Annotated in this window: 12 protein-coding genes; 1 reads left to right on the forward strand and 11 read right to left on the reverse strand. The window is 71.2% G+C overall.

All coding sequences use genetic code 11. From position 1 onward, the window contains the following. Positions 1 to 119 precede the first annotated feature (119 nt). Complete coding sequence (locus C4K88_RS05160; RefSeq protein WP_104120557.1) at positions 120 to 722, forward strand: ANTAR domain-containing response regulator; 603 nt, start codon at positions 120 to 122, stop codon at positions 720 to 722. 81 nt (positions 723 to 803) lie between these two features. Here the strand turns inward: C4K88_RS05160 and pyk are convergent, their stop codons facing one another. From pyk to hisI, 11 genes are all read right to left on the reverse strand, one after another. Then, complete coding sequence (pyk, locus tag C4K88_RS05165) at positions 804 to 2,294, reverse strand: pyruvate kinase (RefSeq protein WP_104120558.1); 1,491 nt, start codon at positions 2,292 to 2,294, stop codon at positions 804 to 806. A gap of 59 nt (positions 2,295 to 2,353) precedes the next feature. Then, positions 2,354 to 3,811, reverse strand: a complete 1,458-nt coding sequence (locus C4K88_RS05170) for a glutamate synthase subunit beta (RefSeq protein ID WP_104120559.1) — start codon at positions 3,809 to 3,811, stop codon at positions 2,354 to 2,356. Beyond that, positions 3,804 to 8,432: a glutamate synthase large subunit gene (gene gltB, locus C4K88_RS05175; protein ID WP_104120560.1), complete on the reverse strand. Its 4,629-nt coding sequence runs from the start codon at positions 8,430 to 8,432 to the stop codon at positions 3,804 to 3,806. The genes C4K88_RS05170 and gltB overlap by 8 nt, the downstream gene beginning before the upstream one ends. A 332-nt stretch (positions 8,433 to 8,764) precedes the next feature. Next, positions 8,765 to 9,886, reverse strand: a complete 1,122-nt coding sequence (lgt, locus tag C4K88_RS05180; protein ID WP_104120561.1) for a prolipoprotein diacylglyceryl transferase — start codon at positions 9,884 to 9,886, stop codon at positions 8,765 to 8,767. Next, positions 9,883 to 10,719 carry a tryptophan synthase subunit alpha gene (gene trpA / locus C4K88_RS05185; protein WP_104120562.1) on the reverse strand — a complete coding sequence of 279 codons (837 nt, stop codon included), beginning with the start codon at positions 10,717 to 10,719 and terminating at the stop codon, positions 9,883 to 9,885. The genes lgt and trpA overlap by 4 nt, the downstream gene beginning before the upstream one ends. Next, complete coding sequence (gene trpB / locus C4K88_RS05190) at positions 10,716 to 12,080, reverse strand: tryptophan synthase subunit beta (RefSeq protein ID WP_104120563.1); 1,365 nt, start codon at positions 12,078 to 12,080, stop codon at positions 10,716 to 10,718. Before trpB ends, trpA begins: the two co-directional genes overlap by 4 nt. Positions 12,081 to 12,231: 151 nt before the next feature. Next, a complete protein-coding gene (trpC, locus tag C4K88_RS05195; RefSeq protein ID WP_104120564.1) occupies positions 12,232 to 13,059 on the reverse strand; it encodes an indole-3-glycerol phosphate synthase TrpC in 828 nt (275 codons plus the stop codon). Then, complete coding sequence (locus tag C4K88_RS05200; protein ID WP_104120565.1) at positions 13,060 to 13,365, reverse strand: HGxxPAAW family protein; 306 nt, start codon at positions 13,363 to 13,365, stop codon at positions 13,060 to 13,062. A 199-nt stretch (positions 13,366 to 13,564) separates the two neighbouring features. Continuing rightward, positions 13,565 to 14,452, reverse strand: a complete 888-nt coding sequence (locus tag C4K88_RS05205) for a Trp biosynthesis-associated membrane protein (RefSeq protein ID WP_104120566.1) — start codon at positions 14,450 to 14,452, stop codon at positions 13,565 to 13,567. Further along, positions 14,449 to 16,002 (reverse strand): anthranilate synthase component I, encoded by a 1,554-nt coding sequence (locus C4K88_RS05210; protein ID WP_104120567.1) that lies wholly within the window; start codon positions 16,000 to 16,002, stop codon positions 14,449 to 14,451. Before C4K88_RS05210 ends, C4K88_RS05205 begins: the two co-directional genes overlap by 4 nt. Before the next feature lie 3 nt (positions 16,003 to 16,005). Beyond that, positions 16,006 to 16,446: a phosphoribosyl-AMP cyclohydrolase gene (hisI, locus tag C4K88_RS05215; RefSeq protein ID WP_104120568.1), complete on the reverse strand. Its 441-nt coding sequence runs from the start codon at positions 16,444 to 16,446 to the stop codon at positions 16,006 to 16,008. Positions 16,447 to 16,455: the final 9 nt, after the last annotated feature.

The raw sequence follows: 16,455 nt of genomic DNA on the forward strand, positions 1-16,455 counted from the left end.
GGGTGACTTCCTGAACGGCCGGTGCGCGAATCCACTCTACATGCCGATAGGCTTGGCGCGGGACCGGATGCACGCCCTTCCCCGGACCCCCCGTACGCCGCCGTCATCAAGGAGCAACAGTGTCCGAACCCACCGAATCCACGCCCGCCGGGCCCGCACGCCGGGTCATCGTGGCCGAGGACGAGACGCTCATCCGGCTCGACATCATCGAGATCCTGCGCGGGGAGGGCTACGAGGTCGTGGCCGAGGCCGACAACGGCGAGAAGGCCGTCGCGCTCGCCCAGGAGCACAAGCCGGACCTGGTGCTCATGGACGTCAAGATGCCGGTCATGGACGGGATCACCGCGGCCGAGCAGATCGTCAAGGCGCGCATCGCGCCCGTGGTCCTACTCACCGCGTTCAGCCAGAAGGAACTCATCGAGCGGGCGCGCGACGCCGGCGCCATGGCCTACGTGGTGAAGCCCTTCACCCCGGCCGACCTCATCCCGGCGATCGAGATCGCGATGTCCCGCCACGAGGAGATCACGGCGCTCGAGGCCGAGGTGAGCGACCTGCAGGAGCAGTTCGCCACCCGCAAGCTCGTCGAGCGCGCCAAGAGTCTCCTGACCACGAAGATGGGCCTCACCGAGCCCGAGGCGTTCCGCTGGATCCAGAAGACCTCCATGGACCGTCGCCTGAGCATGCGCGAGGTCGCGGAGACGATCATCAACCAGGTCAACTGACCGCGGCATCCGAGCGCACGGATACGACAGGACCCCCTCCCGGATCGGGAGGGGGTCCTGTCGTCGGTGCTGCGGGTCAGGCTACTTCTTCTTGACGGGCCAGGGACCGACGCCCTCCTTGATGTAGGACGTGTGGTCGTCGGGCAGCTGGCCGGCGTCGGTGATGTCGCCGACGCGGTGCACCTTCAGGGAGTTGGTGGAACCGGCCTGTCCGGGAGGGGACCCGGCGGCGATGACCACGAGGTCGTCCACCTCGACGAGGCCCTGCTCGAAGAGGACGCGGTCCACCTGGGCGGTCATCTGGTCCGTGTGCTCGACGAACGGGACGAGCCGGGGCTGGACGCCCCAGATGAGGGACATGGCGTTCAGCGTCGACTGCACCGGGGTGAAAGCGAAGACCGGCTTCTTGGGGCGCAGGCGGGACAGGCGCCGTGCCGAGTCGCCGGACTGGGTGAACGTGCAGATGTACTTGGCGTCGAGCTGGTCGGAGATCTCGACGGCGGCGCGGGTGATGGCGCCGCCGCGGGTCTTCGGCTTGCTGCCGAGCGGGGGGACCCGCTCGAGGCCGTGGCGCTCGGTGGACTCGATGATGTCGGCCATGGTGCGGACCGTCTCCATCGGGTACTTGCCGACGCTCGTCTCGCCCGAGAGCATGACGGCGTCCGCGCCGTCGAGGACGGCGTTGGCGCAGTCGGAGGCCTCGGCGCGGGTGGGGCGCGGGTTGTCGATCATGGATTCGAGGACCTGCGTGGCGACGATGACGGGCTTGGCCCAGCGGCGGGCGAGCTCGACGGCGCGCTTCTGCACGATCGGGACGTCCTGCAGGGGCAGTTCGACGCCGAGGTCACCGCGGGCCACCATGATGGCGTCGAACGCGTCGATGATCTCCTCGAGGGCGTCGACGGCCTGGGGCTTCTCGATCTTGGCGATGACCGGGACGCGGCGTCCCTCTTCGTCCATGATCTCGTGGACGCGCTTGACGTCGCCGGCGTCGCGGACGAAGGACAGGGCGACCATGTCGACGCCGATCTGGATGGCCCAGCGGAGGTCGTCCTCGTCCTTCTCGCTGAGGGCGGGCACGTTGACGGCCACGCCGGGCAGGTTGATGCCCTTGTTGTTCGAGACCATGCCGCCGATGACGACCTCGGTGACGACCTTGACGTCGTCGACCTCGGTGGCGCGGAGGGTGACCTTGCCGTCGTCGATGAGGAGCAGGTCGCCGACGTTGACGTCGTGGGGCAGGCCCTTGAACGTCGTCGAGCAGATCTCCTGCGTACCCTCGATGTCCTCGACGGTGATGGTGAAGACGTCCCCGGGGGACAGCGCGTGGGGGCCGTCGACGAACCGGCCGAGGCGGATCTTCGGGCCCTGCAGGTCGGCGAAGATACCGACGGGCTTGCCGAGCTCCGCCGACGCACGCCGGACGTTCTCGTAGGTGCTGCTGTGCACGGCGTAGTCGCCGTGGCTCATGTTCATCCGGGCGACGTCGACGCCCGCCTCGAGCACGGCGAGCGTGTTCTCATAGCTGGCGATTGCGGGGCCGAATGTTGCAACGATTTTTGCGCGTCTCATGAAACCTAGCCTAGTCGTGTTGGTCGGAGGGAAAGTCGGAGGAAAAGTGGTGGCAGCCCTCAGAGGACGGCGATGGAGCGGTCGCTCGGGGCGACGGGCGCCGGCAGCCGGGTGGAGCCCATGAGCCACTGGTCCACGGCGGCGGCGCAGGCGCGGCCCTCGGCGATGGCCCAGACGATCAGGGACTGGCCGCGGCCGGCGTCGCCCGCGGAGAAGACCCCGGGGGTGTTGGTCATGTAGTAGCCGTCCCGCGCCACGTTCCCGTGGTCGTCGAACGCGGCCTCGACCTGCTCGGTGATGCCGGCCGGCTCGGCGCCCGTGAAGCCGAGGGAGAGGAACACGAGGTCCGCGGGGATCTCGCGTTCCGACCCTGCCTTCGGGACGCGGCGACCGTCGACGAACTCGGTCTCCGCGACCTTGATGGCGCGCAGCACGCCGTGCTCACCGACGAACTCGACGGTGGACGCGAGGTAGCGGCGTTCACCGCCCTCCTCGTGGGCGCTGGCGATGTCGAAGAGCGTGGGGAACGTGGGCCACGGCTGGTCGGGGCGCCGTTCGGCGGAGGGCTGCTGGCCGATCGCGAGCGTCGTGACGGACGCGGCCTTCTGGCGGTGCGCGGTGCCGAGGCAGTCCGCCCCGGTGTCGCCGCCGCCGAGGATGACGACGTGCTTGCCCTCGGCGTGGATCTGGTCCTCGACCTGTTCGCCGGCGACCACGCGGTTGGCCTGCACGAGGTAGTCCATCGCGAAGTGCACGCCGTCGAGCTCCCGCCCGGGGATGGGCAGGTCGCGCGGGACGGTGGCGCCGGTGGCGACGATCACGGCGTCGTAGCGCCGCTTGAGCTGACCCCAGCTGATGTCCTTGCCCACGGCGACGCCGGTGCGGAAGCGGGTCCCCTCGGCCGTCATCTGCTCCAGGCGCCGCTCGAGGTGGATCTTCTCCATCTTGAAGTCGGGGATGCCGTAGCGCAGCAGGCCGCCGATGCGGTCGTCGCGCTCGTACACGGCCACGGTGTGGCCGGCCCGGGTGAGCTGCTGCGCGGCGGCGAGGCCTGCGGGTCCCGATCCGACGACGGCGATCGTGCGTCCCGTGAGGCGCTCGGGCGGGTGTGGTTCCACCCAGCCCTCCTCGAACGCCTGGTCGGCGATGGACACCTCGACCTGCTTGATGGTCACCGGGTCCTGGTTGATGCCGAGCACGCACGAGGACTCACACGGTGCGGGGCAGAGCCTGCCGGTGAATTCGGGGAAGTTGTTCGTGGCGTGCAGGCGCTCGATCGCCTCGCGGCCCTTCTCGCGGAACGTGAGGTCGTTCCACTCGGGGATGAGGTTGCCGAGCGGGCAGCCCTGGTGGCAGAACGGGATGCCGCAGTCCATGCAGCGGCCCGCCTGCGCCTTCAGGACGCCCTTCTCCTGCGCCTCGTACACTTCCTTCCAGTCCATGATGCGGACCGGGACCGGCCGGCGTGGCTGGGTCTGGCGCTCGCGCACCTTCAGAAATCCGCGTGGGTCAGCCACCGGTTACCTCCAGGATCTTGGTCCACGCCTCTTCGCCGTCGGGGTCGAGACCCTGCTCGACGGCGGTGGCGCGGGCGTCCAGCACCGCGGCGTAGTCGCGCGGCAGGACCTTGGTGAATCGTGCGATGGTGTCCTCGAAGGAGCCGAGGAGGCTCTCGGCGAGGGTGGACCCGGTCTCCTCGACGTGCCGGATGAGCAGCTGCCGGACGATCTCGACGTCCTCCGCGTCGAGGCCGACGAGCAGCAGCTCGCCGTTCTCGAGGCTCTGCCGGTTGACCCGGGCACGGTCGAGATCCAGGACGAACGCCGTGCCGCCGGACATGCCGGCGCCGAAGTTCCGGCCGGTCCGGCCGAGGATGAGCGCCTGGCCGCCGGTCATGTACTCGCAGCCGTGGTCGCCGATGCCCTCGGCGACGGCGGTCGCCCCGGAGTTCCGGACGAGGAAGCGCTCCCCCACCTGTCCGCGCAGGAACATCTCGCCGCTGGTCGCCCCGTAGCCGATGACGTTGCCGGCGATCACGTTGTGGTCGGCACGGAACACGTTGGCGCGGTCGGGGCGCACGATGATGCGCCCCCCGGAGAGCCCCTTGCCCACGTAGTCGTTGGAGTCGCCGAGGAGCCGGAGGGTGATACCGGCGGGCAGGAACGCGCCCAACGACTGCCCGGCCTGCCCGGTGAGCGTCACGTCGATGGTGTTCGTGGGGAGCGTGTCGAGCCCGAAGGTGCGGGTGACCTCGTGGCCGAGCATCGTGCCCACCGAACGGTCCGTGTTGACGACGTCGACCGAGATCCGCACGGGCGCGCGGTGGAGCAGCGCGTCGGCGCTCATCTCGATGAGCTTGTTGTCGAAGTGCTGGTCCAGTTCGTGGTTCTGCGGCAGCATGTTCCGCAGCGGCTCCCCCGTGCCGAACTCGTTGCCGCGCAGGATGGGCTCGAGGTCCAGGCCGTCGGCCTTCCAGTGCTCGATCGCCTCCCGGGCGTCGAGCAGCTCGCTGTGGCCGATGGCCTCCTCGAGGGTCCGGAAGCCGAGCTCGGCGAGGAGCTCGCGGACCTCCTCGGCGATGAACTCGAAGAAGTTGACGACGAACTCGGGCTTCCCCGTGAAGCGGCTGCGGAGCTCCGGGTTCTGCGTCGCGACCCCCACGGGGCAGGTGTCCAGGTGGCACACGCGCATCATGATGCAGCCGGAGACCACGAGCGGCGCCGTGGCGAACCCGAACTCCTCGCCGCCCAGCAGGGCCGCGATGACGACGTCGCGCCCCGTCTTGAGCTGGCCGTCCACCTGGACCACCACGCGGTCGCGGAGGCCGTTGAGCATCAGCGTCTGCTGCGTCTCGGCCAGGCCGAGTTCCCAGGGGACGCCGGCGTGCTTCAGGGAGTTGAGCGGGCTGGCGCCGGTCCCGCCGTCGTGCCCGGACACCAGGACGACGTCGGCCTTGGCCTTCGTGACGCCCGCCGCGACCGTGCCGATGCCCACCTCGGAGACCAGCTTCACGTGGACGCGGGCGCTCGGGTTGGCCCGCTTGAGGTCGTAGATGAGCTGGGCGAGGTCCTCGATCGAGTAGATGTCGTGGTGGGGCGGCGGGGAGATCAGGGCGACGCCGGGCGTGGAGTGCCGCGTGCGGGCGATCCACGGGTAGACCTTCTGGCTCATGAGCTGCCCGCCCTCGCCGGGCTTGGCCCCCTGCGCCATCTTGATCTGGATGTCGTCCGCGTTGGTCAGGTAGAGGCTCGTGACGCCGAACCGGCCGGAGGCCACCTGCTTGATCGCGGAGCGGCGCTCCGGGTCCAGCAGGCGGTCGACGTCCTCGCCGCCCTCGCCCGTGTTGGACTTGGCGCCGAGGCGGTTCATCGCGATGGCGAGCGTCTCGTGGGCCTCCTGCGAGATGGAGCCGTAGCTCATGGCGCCGGTGGAGAACCGCTTGACGATGGACGAGACGGGCTCCACCTCGTCGATGGCGATCGGCGCGCGGGCGTCGCCGCGGAGCCGCAGCATCCCGCGGAGCGTCATGAGGTCCTTCGACTGGTCGTCGACGCCGCGCGTGTAGGCCTTGAAGATGTCGTAGCGCCGTTCGCGGGTGGCGTGCTGCAGGCGGAAGACGGTCTCCGGGTTGAAGAGGTGCGGCGGGCCCTCGCGGCGCCACTGGTACTCGCCGCCGTTGTCGAGGCCGCGGTGCGGGTCCTCGATGCCGTCCTCGGGGTAGGCGCTGTCGTGCCGGGCCGCGGTCTCGGCGGCGACGACGTCGAGGCCGATGCCGCCGAGCTGCGTCTGGGTGCCGTGGAAGTACTCGTCCACGAGCTCCTGCGACAGACCGAGCGCCTCGAAGGTCTGCGCGCCGCAGTAGGAGCTGACGGTGGAGATGCCCATCTTGGACATGATCTTCAGGACGCCCTTGCCGAGACCCTTGATGAGGTGCGCGACGGCGGCCTCCGCGCTGACGCCGGTGATGTCGCTGTTGCGGACCAGTTCCTCGCAGCTCTCCATCGCCAGGTACGGGTTCACGGCGGAGGCGCCGTACCCGATCAGCACCGCGACGTGGTGGACCTCGCGGACGTCGCCGGCCTCGACCACGAGGGAGGTCTTGGTGCGGGTGGCGCTCCGGAGGAGGTGGTGGTGGACGGCGCTGGTCAGGAGCAGGGACGGGATGGGGGCCCACTGCGCGTTCGAGTCGCGGTCGGAGAGGACCACGTACTCGACGCCGCGGTTCAGGGCGCTGGAGACCTGCTCGCAGATCTCCGCGAGGCGGGCGCGCAGGGCGGCCTCGCCGCCGTCGTGCCGGTACAGCCCGCGGACGCGGACGGTCAGGCGGTCGCCGTCGTCGGTCTCGAGGTTGGCGATCTTCGCCAGCTCGTCGTTGGTGATGACGGGGAACTTCAGGGCGATCTGCTTGGAGCGGACCCGGCCGGTGGACAGCAGGTTGCCGTCGGGGCCGATCGTGACGCCCATGGAGGTGACGAGTTCCTCGCGGATGGAGTCCAGCGGCGGGTTCGTGACCTGGGCGAAGGACTGCACGAAGTAGTCGAAGAGCAGGCGCGGCCGCTTGGACAGGACCGCGATGGGCGTGTCCGAGCCCATGGCGCCGAGGGGTTCCGCTCCGGTCTTCGCCATGGGGCCGAGCAGGATGCGCAGCTCCTCCTGCGTGTACCCGAAGGTGCGCTGGCGCCGGCTGATGGACGCCTTCGTGTGGATGACGTGCTCGCGTTCGGGGAGGTCCTCGAGCTGGATCAGGTTCTCCTTGACCCACTCGCCCCACGGGTTAGCGGCGGCGATCTCCGCCTTGATCTCCTGGTCCTCGATGAGCCGGCCGGCCTCGGTGTCGACGAGGAACATCTTGCCCGGGGAGACGCGGCCCTTGCGGACCACGCGGGAGGGTTCGACGTCGAGCACGCCCACCTCGGAGGCCAGGATGACGAGGCCGTCCTCGGTGACCCAGTAGCGCGCGGGGCGCAGGCCGTTGCGGTCGAGGACGGCGCCGACGAGGCGGCCGTCCGTGAAGGACACCGCGGCGGGCCCGTCCCACGGTTCCATGAGCATGGAGTGGTACTGGTAGAAGGCGCGGCGCGCGGGATCCATGGTGGCGTGGTTCTCCCACGCCTCCGGGATCATCATCATGATCGAGTGCGTGATGGGCCGCCCCGAGAGGGTCAGGAGTTCGGCCACCTCGTCGAAGGTCGCGGAGTCGGAGGCGCCCGGGGTGCAGATGGGGTAGAGCTCCTCCGGAGCGTCCCCCAGCAGCGGGTTGGACAGCTGCGACTGCCGGGCGCGCATCCAGTTGCGGTTGCCCTTCACCGTGTTGATCTCGCCGTTGTGGGCGATGGTGCGGAAGGGCTGGGCGAGCGGCCAGGACGGGAACGTGTTGGTCGAGAACCGGGAGTGGACGATGCCGAGGCAGGTCTTGAAGCGCTCGTCGGAGAGATCGGGGTAGAAAGGCTCGAGCTGGGCGGTGGTCAGCATGCCCTTGTAGACGATGGTCCTGGAGGACAGCGACGGGAAGTACACCCCGTACTTGTTCTGCGCGCGCTTCCGGACCCGGAACGCCTTCGCGTCGAGGTCGGAGGCGTCGCCGTCCAGGGGGGCGAGGAAGAGCTGCACGAAGTGCGGCATGCACGCACGGGCCATGGCGCCGACGAGATCGGCGACCACGGGCACCACGCGCCAACCGAGCACCTCGAGCCCCTCGGCCTCGGCGAGCGACTCGAGGCCGGCCCGCGCGGTGGCCTGCTCCTTGTCCTCGGTCGGGAGGAAGGCGGTCCCCACGACGTAGGAGCCTGCGGATGGCAGGTGGAAGTCGACGACGGCGCGGAAGAACTCGTCCGGGATCTGGGTCAGCAGGCCCGCGCCGTCGCCGGTGCCCTCGTCCGCTCCGACGGCACCGCGGTGCTCGAGGTTGCGCAGGGCGGTCAGGGCGGCGTCGACGATGTCGTGGCCGGGTTCACCGCGGAGGGTCGCGATGACGGCGAGGCCGCAGGCGTCCTTCTCGTTCTCCGGGTCGTAGAGGCCCGTGGCCTCGGGGACGGAGGCGAAGCGCGTGAACGGCGAGATCACGCCGGCGTCGTCCGTCCCGGGTGTCGTGGCCTCCGGGGCGGCCTCGGGCGGCGTTTCTGGTGTCGCAGCAGTCATCAGATCAGGATCCTTCCCCCATGATGGAGCGTCGGGAGGGGACAGCCTTTGGCCCCGGGCGCCGCTGTCTGGGAGCGGTCGCCGTCATGTGTGTCTCGAGTCCCAGCACCTGTGCCGGTGGCGCCCGGCGCTGTTGGCGGGCTGTTGCTGCGGGCGTCAGGCACCCGTGGCGGCGATGGTGGTGCTGGTCCGGAGGGTGATCCGGCCGTCGCACCTGAGGTCCACAACGGTGTGGTGTTGCGTCCTTGAGGGGCGGTGGCCCGGGGACTGCTGTCGGGGTCCGACTCCCGCGGCTCCGCTTGCGCGGGGGCCCGAGTACACGAATCGCCTACTCAGGAACCGTCTGTTTCGGACAGATTACCACGGCGGTTCTGCCCGCCCTGCCCCGTGTCCGAGGCGTGGCTACCTGTCGCTGAAGCGTTATCGGACGCGGTTCCGGCAGCCGTGTCGGAGGGACCTGCGGACCCCGCTAGGGCGGCTGTCCCCGGCCCCTTGGGCGTCCCGCCCGGGGTCTCGGTGGCGGGTGTCGAGGCGTCGTCGCCGGCGGGACGCGTCGGGGCCCCGTCGTCGACGGCGTCGGCGGGTGCCCGGCCGGGCAGGTACACAGACAGCTCCTCGTCGGGGTCCCGCGTGAGCGTCAGGTAGAGGAGGATGGCGACGGACACGAGGAACACGGCGATGCTGGTCCACACGTTCAGGCGCTGGGTGATGCCGAAGAGCGTGATCATCTCGGCGTCGTCGATGCGGAGCGCCTCGATCCAGACGCGCCCCAGTGTGTAGTAGGCCGCGTAGAGCCAGAACATGCGGCCGCCGCGCAGCGTGATCTTCCGTGACAGCAGCAGCAGCAGGCCCACACCGGCGAGGTTCCACAGGAGTTCGTAGAGGAACGTGGGGTGGAAGAGCGTGCCGGGGTCCGCGCCGGGAGGGAAGTTCGCGTTGTCGGCGTCGATCTCGAGGCCCCAGGGCAGCGTGGTGGGCGAGCCGAAGAGCTCCTGGTTGAACCAGTTGCCGAGGCGCCCGACCGCCTGGGCGAGCAGCACCCCGGGCGCGGCGGCGTCGGCGAACGCGGAGAGCTTGACGCCAGCGCGCCGGGCACCGATCCAGGCGCCGACGGCACCGAGCGCGATCGCGCCCCAGATCCCGAGGCCGCCCTGCCAGATCTGCGGGATGCGCGCGAGGTCCCCGTCCGGGCCGAAGTAGGCGTCCGGTGAGGAGACCACGTGGTAGAGCCGTCCGCCGACGATGCCGAACGGGATGGCCCAGATGGCGATGTCCCACACCGCGTCGGCGTGGCCGCCGAAGGAGACGAAGCGCTTCTGGGTGAGCAGGAGCGCCAGGATGATGCCGGCGAGGATGCACAGGGCGTAGGCGTGGATGGTCACGGGCCCGAGGCTGAAGCTCGCCCAGTCCGCGGGCGGGCTGGGGATCGAGGCGGCGAGGCGGCCGCCGATCATGCGGTCGCCTTGCCCGTGCCGGTGCTCAGTTCGCGGGTGAGCTCGGCGACGCCGTCCACTCCGCCGTCGCGCAGGGCGGCGACGAGGGCGGTACCGACGATCACGCCGTCGGAGTACGCGCCGATCTCACGCACCTGGGCGGAGGACGAGACTCCGAGTCCCACGCAGACCCGCTCCGCCCCGGCGGCGTGGGCGGCGTCGACGACGGCGCGTGCGGCGGCACCGACGGAGGTCCTCGCGCCGGTCACGCCCATGACGGAGACGGCGTAGACGAAGCCCCTGCTGGCGTCGACGGTGGCCTGCATGCGCTGCGGGGACGTGGACGGCGCCACGAGGAACACGCGGTCGAGGCCGAACTCGTCGGAGGCCGCGAGCCATTCGGAGGCCTCGTCGGGGACGAGGTCCGGCGTGATGAGGCCGGCACCGCCGGCGGCGGCGAGGCGCTCGGCGAACGCGCGGACGCCCATGCGCATGACCGGGTTCCAGTAGGTCATGACGAGGACGGCGGCGTTGGTGGCGCTCGTGATGCCCTCGACGACGTCGAAGATCCGGGGGACGGTGAAGCCCTTGTCCAGCGCCTCGACCGTCGCTTCCTGGATGACGTGCCCGTCCATGACGGGGTCCGAGTACGGGATGCCGATCTCGATGAGGTCCACGCCGTTCTCAGCCATGGCGATGCCGGCGTCGATGGTGGTCTGGACGTCGGGGAAGCCGGCGGGCAGGTAGCCGATGAGGGCGGCGCGGCCTTCGCTGCGCGCCTTCTCGATGGCGGCCGCGGCCTTGGATCCGGTGGCGGGGCCGGTGGATGCCGTGGTGGCGGGATGCGTGGTCACAGCTGTTCACCCTCCTGGGCGATTTCCTGCTCGGCACTGTCGTCCGGGAGGAGGTCGAAGTATTCCGCGGCGGTCGCCACGTCCTTGTCACCGCGGCCTGAGAGGTTGATGACGACGATCTTGTCCGACGCCTTCTCCCCCGGTCCGAGGTCCGCCGCGAGCCGCTGCCCCACCTTGATGGCGCCCGCGAGGGCGTGCGCGGTCTCGATGGCCGGGATGATCCCCTCGGTCTGGCTGAGGATCTTGAAGGCGTCCATCGCCTCGGCGTCGGTGATGGGCTCGTAGTGCGCCCGCCCGATGTCGGCGAGGTAGGCGTGCTCGGGGCCGACGCCGGGGTAGTCGAGGCCCGCGGAGATGGAGTGGGACTCCATGGTCTGGCCGTCGTCGTCCTGCATGAGGTAGGACCGCGCCCCGTGCAGCACGCCCGGGCGGCCCAGGGTGATGGTGGCCGCGTGGCGGCCGGTCTCGACGCCGTCGCCGCCGGCCTCGAAGCCGTACAGGGCGACGTCGCGGTCGTCGAGGAAGCCGTGGAACATGCCGATGGCGTTCGAGCCGCCGCCGACGCACGCGCAGACGGCGTCGGGGAGCTTGCCCGTCTGCTCGAGGATCTGCTCCCTCGCCTCGTCGCCGATCACCTCGTGGAAGTACCGGACCATGGACGGGAACGGGTGGGCGCCCGCGGCGGTGCCGAGCAGGTAGTGCGTGGTCTCGACGTTCGCCACCCAGTCGCGCAGGGCTTCGTTGATGGCGTCCTTGAGTGTCTGGGAGCCGTTGGTGACGGGGATGACCGTGGCGCCGAGCAGCTGCATGCGTGCGACGTTGAGCGCCTGGCGGCGGGTGTCCTCCGCGCCCATGTAGACGACGCACTCGAGTCCGAGGAGGGCGGCCGCCGTCGCGCTGGCGACGCCGTGCTGGCCGGCGCCGGTCTCCGCGATGACGCGGGTCTTCCCCATGCGCTTGGCGAGCAGGGCCTGACCCAGCACGTTGTTGATCTTGTGCGAGCCGGTGTGGTTGAGGTCCTCGCGCTTGAGGAAGACGCGCACGCCGCCGCAGTGTTCGGCGAAGCGCTGCGCCTCGGTGAGCAGGGAGGGCCGGCCGGCGTAGTTCCTGTTGAGTTCGGCGACCTGCGCCGTGAACCCGGGGTCCGCCTTGGCCGTGTCGAAGGTGTCCTGCAGTTCGTCGAGCGCGGCGATGAGCGACTCCGGCATCCATCGTCCGCCGTACGCGCCGAAGTAGGGACCGGGGGCGTGGCGGAGGCTCTCGTCGTGGCTGAGGAAGGCCTCGGCCGTTCCGGCGTCGATGGCGTCCTCCGCCCGGACGCCGGTGCCTTCGTGGCCTGTGTCCTGCTGCGTATCGGTCATGACTTCAGCGTTCCTGTCCTGTTGGTCCTGACCCGGCCGGTGGTGCCGCCCGGGTCCCTCGCGGACCGGGGTGGCCGGTCCGTGTACTGCTTCGTCGGCCCGTCGGGGCGAGCCGCGTGAACCTGCGCGCCGTGCCGCCGGAGAAGATCCGTCAGCCGTGCGCCGGAGCGTCCAGGGCACGCCAGGCGGCCCCGCCGACGCGCGTGAACTCGCCGATCGTCGCCGCAGGGTCGCTGTGGCGCACCAGCGCCTCCCCCACTAGGACCGCGTGCGCGCCGCCGGCGGCGTAGTCGGCCACGTCGGCGGCGTCCCGCACCCCTGATTCGGCGATGACGACGGTCCCGGATGGGACGAGGTGCGCGAGTTCCGCGAAGACCTCCCGGTGGATGTCCAGCGTCTTCAGGTTGCGCACGTTGACGCCGATGATCACGGCGCCGGCAGCGACGGCGCGGCGCACCTCCTCGACCGTGTGCGTCTCGACGATCGCGTGCATCCCGAGCTCGGCGGTGAGCGCGAGGAACGCGCCCAGCTCCTCGTCCGTGAGCGCCGCGACGATCAGCAGGACGACGTCGGCGCCGTGGGCGCGCGCCTCCCAGATCTGGTACTCGTCCACCGTGAAGTCCTTGCGGAGCACGGGGAGGGCCACGGCCGAACGGACGGCGTCGAGGTCGGCGAGCGAGCCGCCGAACCGCCGCTGCTCCGTGAGCACGGAGATGACGGCCGCGCCGCCCTGCTCGTACCGGGCCGCGAGGGCGGCCGGGTCCGCGATGTCCGCGAGGGCGCCCTTGGACGGGCTGCTGCGCTTGACCTCGGCGATGACCGCCACGGCTCCGCCGCGTCCGGCGCCCAGGGCATCGAACGCGTCGAGGGGTGCTGGGGCCGCGAGGGCGGCCGCGCGCACGTCGTCGAGAGGCAGTGCCCGGCGGCGCTCCGCGAGGTCCTCGCGGACGCCGTCGATGATGTCGTCGAGGACCGTCATCTAGTGGCCGTTGTTCTTGAGCTTCGATCCACCCACGCCGTAGCCGATCTTGCGCATGACGAAACCGACGATCAGGCCCACGAACATGACGCCGATGCCGCCCCAGAACAGGAGGGTGCCGAAGTCGAAGTTGCCCGGGGTGCTTGCGAGGATGTAGGCGAAGGAGGCGATCGCGGCGCCGGCCAGCATGATCAGCACGCAGGTCCACGCGGCGGGGCTGTTACCGTGGCCGATCGTCTCGTCACCCATCTGGGCGTGGGTCGCCGGGGTGTTGCGGGTGGCGCTGGCGCTGGTCTCGGATGCCATGGGTAATCTCCTTCGAACGGGTCGTCTCCCATTCTGCCACTGATGGGCCGACGCCACGGCACGCTGCCGGCTCTGGCGGCGCCGTCGGGCTCGCCGGGACGGGTAGGCGGGCGCGGGTCGGCGCGCGGGGTCGGCGACGGCGTCGCGGGCGTCGTCGGGCTCGCCGGGACGGGTGAGCGGGCGGGACGCGCGCTGCCGGTCAGCGCGTCGGGTCGTTGCCGCGGGACAGCTCGTCCCAGCTGTCGATCTCGTCGGCGTGGGCGCTCCCCCGCTGCTGCCGCGTGCGGCGCTGCCCGCCCTGTCCGTGGTCCGGCTCGTCGGAGGGGTCGGTCGGGGTGCCTCCGGAAGGACTCGGGGCGGTATCGGCCGCGGGGCTCGGGGCCTCGGCGGCGCCAGGCCCGGCGGCCCCGGGGGTGTTCGTCTCTGCGTGGACGACGGCGTCCGGGTCGGCCGGCATCCCGCCGGGAGCGCCGGTGTCCGTGTCACCCGGCACGACGCCGGGCGGTACGTCCCCCGTCGAGGGCGCGGGAGCTCCGGGCTGCGTGCTGCCCGGGGTGGCGCGGACCACCCGCGAGGGGCCGGCGTCGTAGCGTCGGTTGATCCCCCACGTCCGCCCGGCGACGAGCACCCACCCGGCGGCGAGCACCAGGAGCACCCCGGCCGCTGCGGCCACCCACGGCAGGGCGGTCGCTGACGCTTCGGCTCCGGCGAGGCCGCTGACGCCGATCGCCGTCCCGACGGCGGGTTCCGCGGCGGAGGAGGGGTCGAGCGCGACCGCCGTGCTGGACAGCGTGATCCCGATCCCGGAGAGGACGAGGATGGCGGCGATGACCCAACGGGCCACGCGCCCCGCGATCGACACGGCGAGGGCCGCGGCCAGGGCCACGAGGGCGAACGCCGTCACGGGTGTCGCGGCGTCGCTGCCGGCGATGGCGAGATCGGGGGTCTGCACGGCGTCCTGGGGCAGGCGCACCGTGAGCCAGGTCTGCGTCGTCGCGCCGAAGGCGAGCAGCGCGAGCACCACGATCCCCAGGACGACGACGCCGCGGCGCGTGAGGCGGCCTGCGGGGCGCTCGGCGGCGCTCACGGGAGGTCCGCCGTCGCCGCGCGCAGGCCTGCCGCGGTCAGGGCCGCCCGGAGCGGTGCTGCCGCCTTGTTGACCGTCTCGAGCGCCTCGGCCTCCAGGACGGAGTCGGCGACGATGCCGCCCCCGGCCTGCACGTACGCCCTGCCGTCGCGCAGCAGGGCCGACCGGATGGCGATCGCCATGTCCATGTCGCCCGCGAAGTCCAGGTAGCCCACCACTCCGCCGTAGATCCCGCGCCGGTGCGGTTCCACCTCGTCGATGAGGCGCAGGGCGCGCGGCTTCGGCGCCCCGGAGAGCGTGCCCGCCGGGAAGGTCGCCGCCAGGACGTCGTAGGCGCTCCTGGTCGGCGAGAGCCGTCCGACCACTGTGGACACGAGGTGCATGATGTGGCTGAACTTCTCCACCTCCATGAACTGCGTGACGTCGACGGTGCCCGGGATGCACACCTTGGAGAGGTCGTTGCGGGCGAGGTCGACGAGCATGAGGTGCTCGGCCTTCTCCTTGATGTCGGCGCGGAGCTCGACGGCGAGGTCGCGGTCCTCCTCGACGGTCTTCCCCCGCGGCCGCGATCCAGCGATGGGGTGCGTGATGACCTCGTCCCCGGTCACGGTGACGAGGGCCTCGGGCGAGCTGCCCACGATCGAGTAGCCCCGGCCGTCGGCGTCCTCGAGGCTGAACAGGTACATGTAGGGACTGGGGTTGGTGGTGCGCAGGATCCGGTAGACGTCCAGCGCCGAGGCGTCGCACTCGATCTCGAAGCGCCGGCTGATGACCACCTGGAAGACGTCGCCGTCGACGATGGCCCGCTTGCCGCGGTCGATCGCCGCGAGGTAGTCGGGCTCGAACCAGGACTCGCGGACGCGGTCCGTCGACGCCTCGGCGCTCGGTGCGTCGGGCGCCATCACCGAGACGGCGAGCTCGGTGGGGGCGACGAGCTTGGTGAGCATCCCCTGGACGCGCGCGACGGCGTCGTGCCAGGCCTCGTCGACGCGCTCGTCGGTGTTGTCGAAGTTGATCGCATTGGCGACGAGGGTGAGGGAGCCCGCCGAGTTGTCGTGGATGGCGAGGTCGGACACCAGGCACATCGCGAGCTCGGGCAGCAGGAGGTCGTCCTCCGGGGGGCTGGTGAGCCGCTCCCAGTGCCGGACCGCCTCCCATCCCACGAAGCCGACCATCCCGGACGTGAACGGGGGGAGGTCCTCGAAGCGTTCGGTCCGCAGGGCCTCGACCGTGAGGCGGAGCGCCTCGACGGGGTTCCCGGCCACGGGGACGCCGGCCGGGGGTTCGCCCAGCCAGTGCGCCTGCCCGTCACGCGTGGTCAGCGTGGCGCGGGAGTGCGAGCCGATGAAGGAGTACCGCGACCAGACGCCGCCGACGGCGGCGGATTCCATCAGGAACGTGCCCGGCTGCCCTGCGGCGAGCTTGCGGTACACGCCGATCGGCGTGTGCGCGTCCGCGAGGACGGTCAGGTGCACGGGGACCACGCGGCGGGCCCTGGCCAGCGCACGGAACTCCTCGAGGGTGGGGCTGATGGCGCCCAGGTGCTGCATGGGTCAGAGTCCTTCGGGGTCGGGGCGGTGGGCGGTCCGGGCGGGAAGGGCCCGGCCGTCGAAGCAGGTGCGGGTGCCGGTGTGGCACGCGGCGCCCTCCTGGTCCACCGTGACGAGCAGGGCGTCGCCGTCGCAGTCGAGGGCCACGCCCCTGACCCACTGCCGGTGCCCGGAGGTGTCGCCCTTCCGCCAGTATTCGGAGCGGGACCGCGAGTAGAACGTCACGCGGCCCGTGGTCAGGGTGCGCCGCAGCGCCTCCTCGTCCATCCAGCCCAGCATCAGGACCTCGAGGGTGTCGTACTGCTGGACGACGGCGGCGACGAGCCCGGCGTCGTCCTTCTTCAGGGCGCGGGCGATCGCGGGATCGAGGGCGGGGCCGTCTCCCCCGGTGCCGGCATCGGCGGAGGGGGCGGCGCGGTTCGGGGAGGAGGTGGAGGAGAGCATCACCCCTGA

Origin of the sequence: Arthrobacter pityocampae, assembly GCF_002927275.1 — a bacterium.
GTDB lineage: Bacteria > Actinomycetota > Actinomycetes > Actinomycetales > Micrococcaceae > Arthrobacter_D > Arthrobacter_D pityocampae.

What these genes read in the sequence shown, in the direction of transcription:
- pyk (WP_104120558.1), bottom strand. Translation starts at nt 2,294, where the DNA reads ATGAGACGCGCAAAAATCGTTGCAACATTCGGCCCCGCAATCGCCAGC.
- gltB (WP_104120560.1), bottom strand. Translation starts at nt 8,432, where the DNA reads ATGACTGCTGCGACACCAGAAACGCCGCCCGAGGCCGCCCCGGAGGCC.
- lgt (WP_104120561.1), bottom strand. Translation starts at nt 9,886, where the DNA reads ATGATCGGCGGCCGCCTCGCCGCCTCGATCCCCAGCCCGCCCGCGGAC.
- trpB (WP_104120563.1), bottom strand. Translation starts at nt 12,080, where the DNA reads ATGACCGATACGCAGCAGGACACAGGCCACGAAGGCACCGGCGTCCGG.
- trpC (WP_104120564.1), bottom strand. Translation starts at nt 13,059, where the DNA reads ATGACGGTCCTCGACGACATCATCGACGGCGTCCGCGAGGACCTCGCG.
- C4K88_RS05200 (WP_104120565.1), bottom strand. Translation starts at nt 13,365, where the DNA reads ATGGCATCCGAGACCAGCGCCAGCGCCACCCGCAACACCCCGGCGACC.
- C4K88_RS05210 (WP_104120567.1), bottom strand. Translation starts at nt 16,002, where the DNA reads ATGCAGCACCTGGGCGCCATCAGCCCCACCCTCGAGGAGTTCCGTGCG.
- hisI (WP_104120568.1), bottom strand. Translation starts at nt 16,446, where the DNA reads ATGCTCTCCTCCACCTCCTCCCCGAACCGCGCCGCCCCCTCCGCCGAT.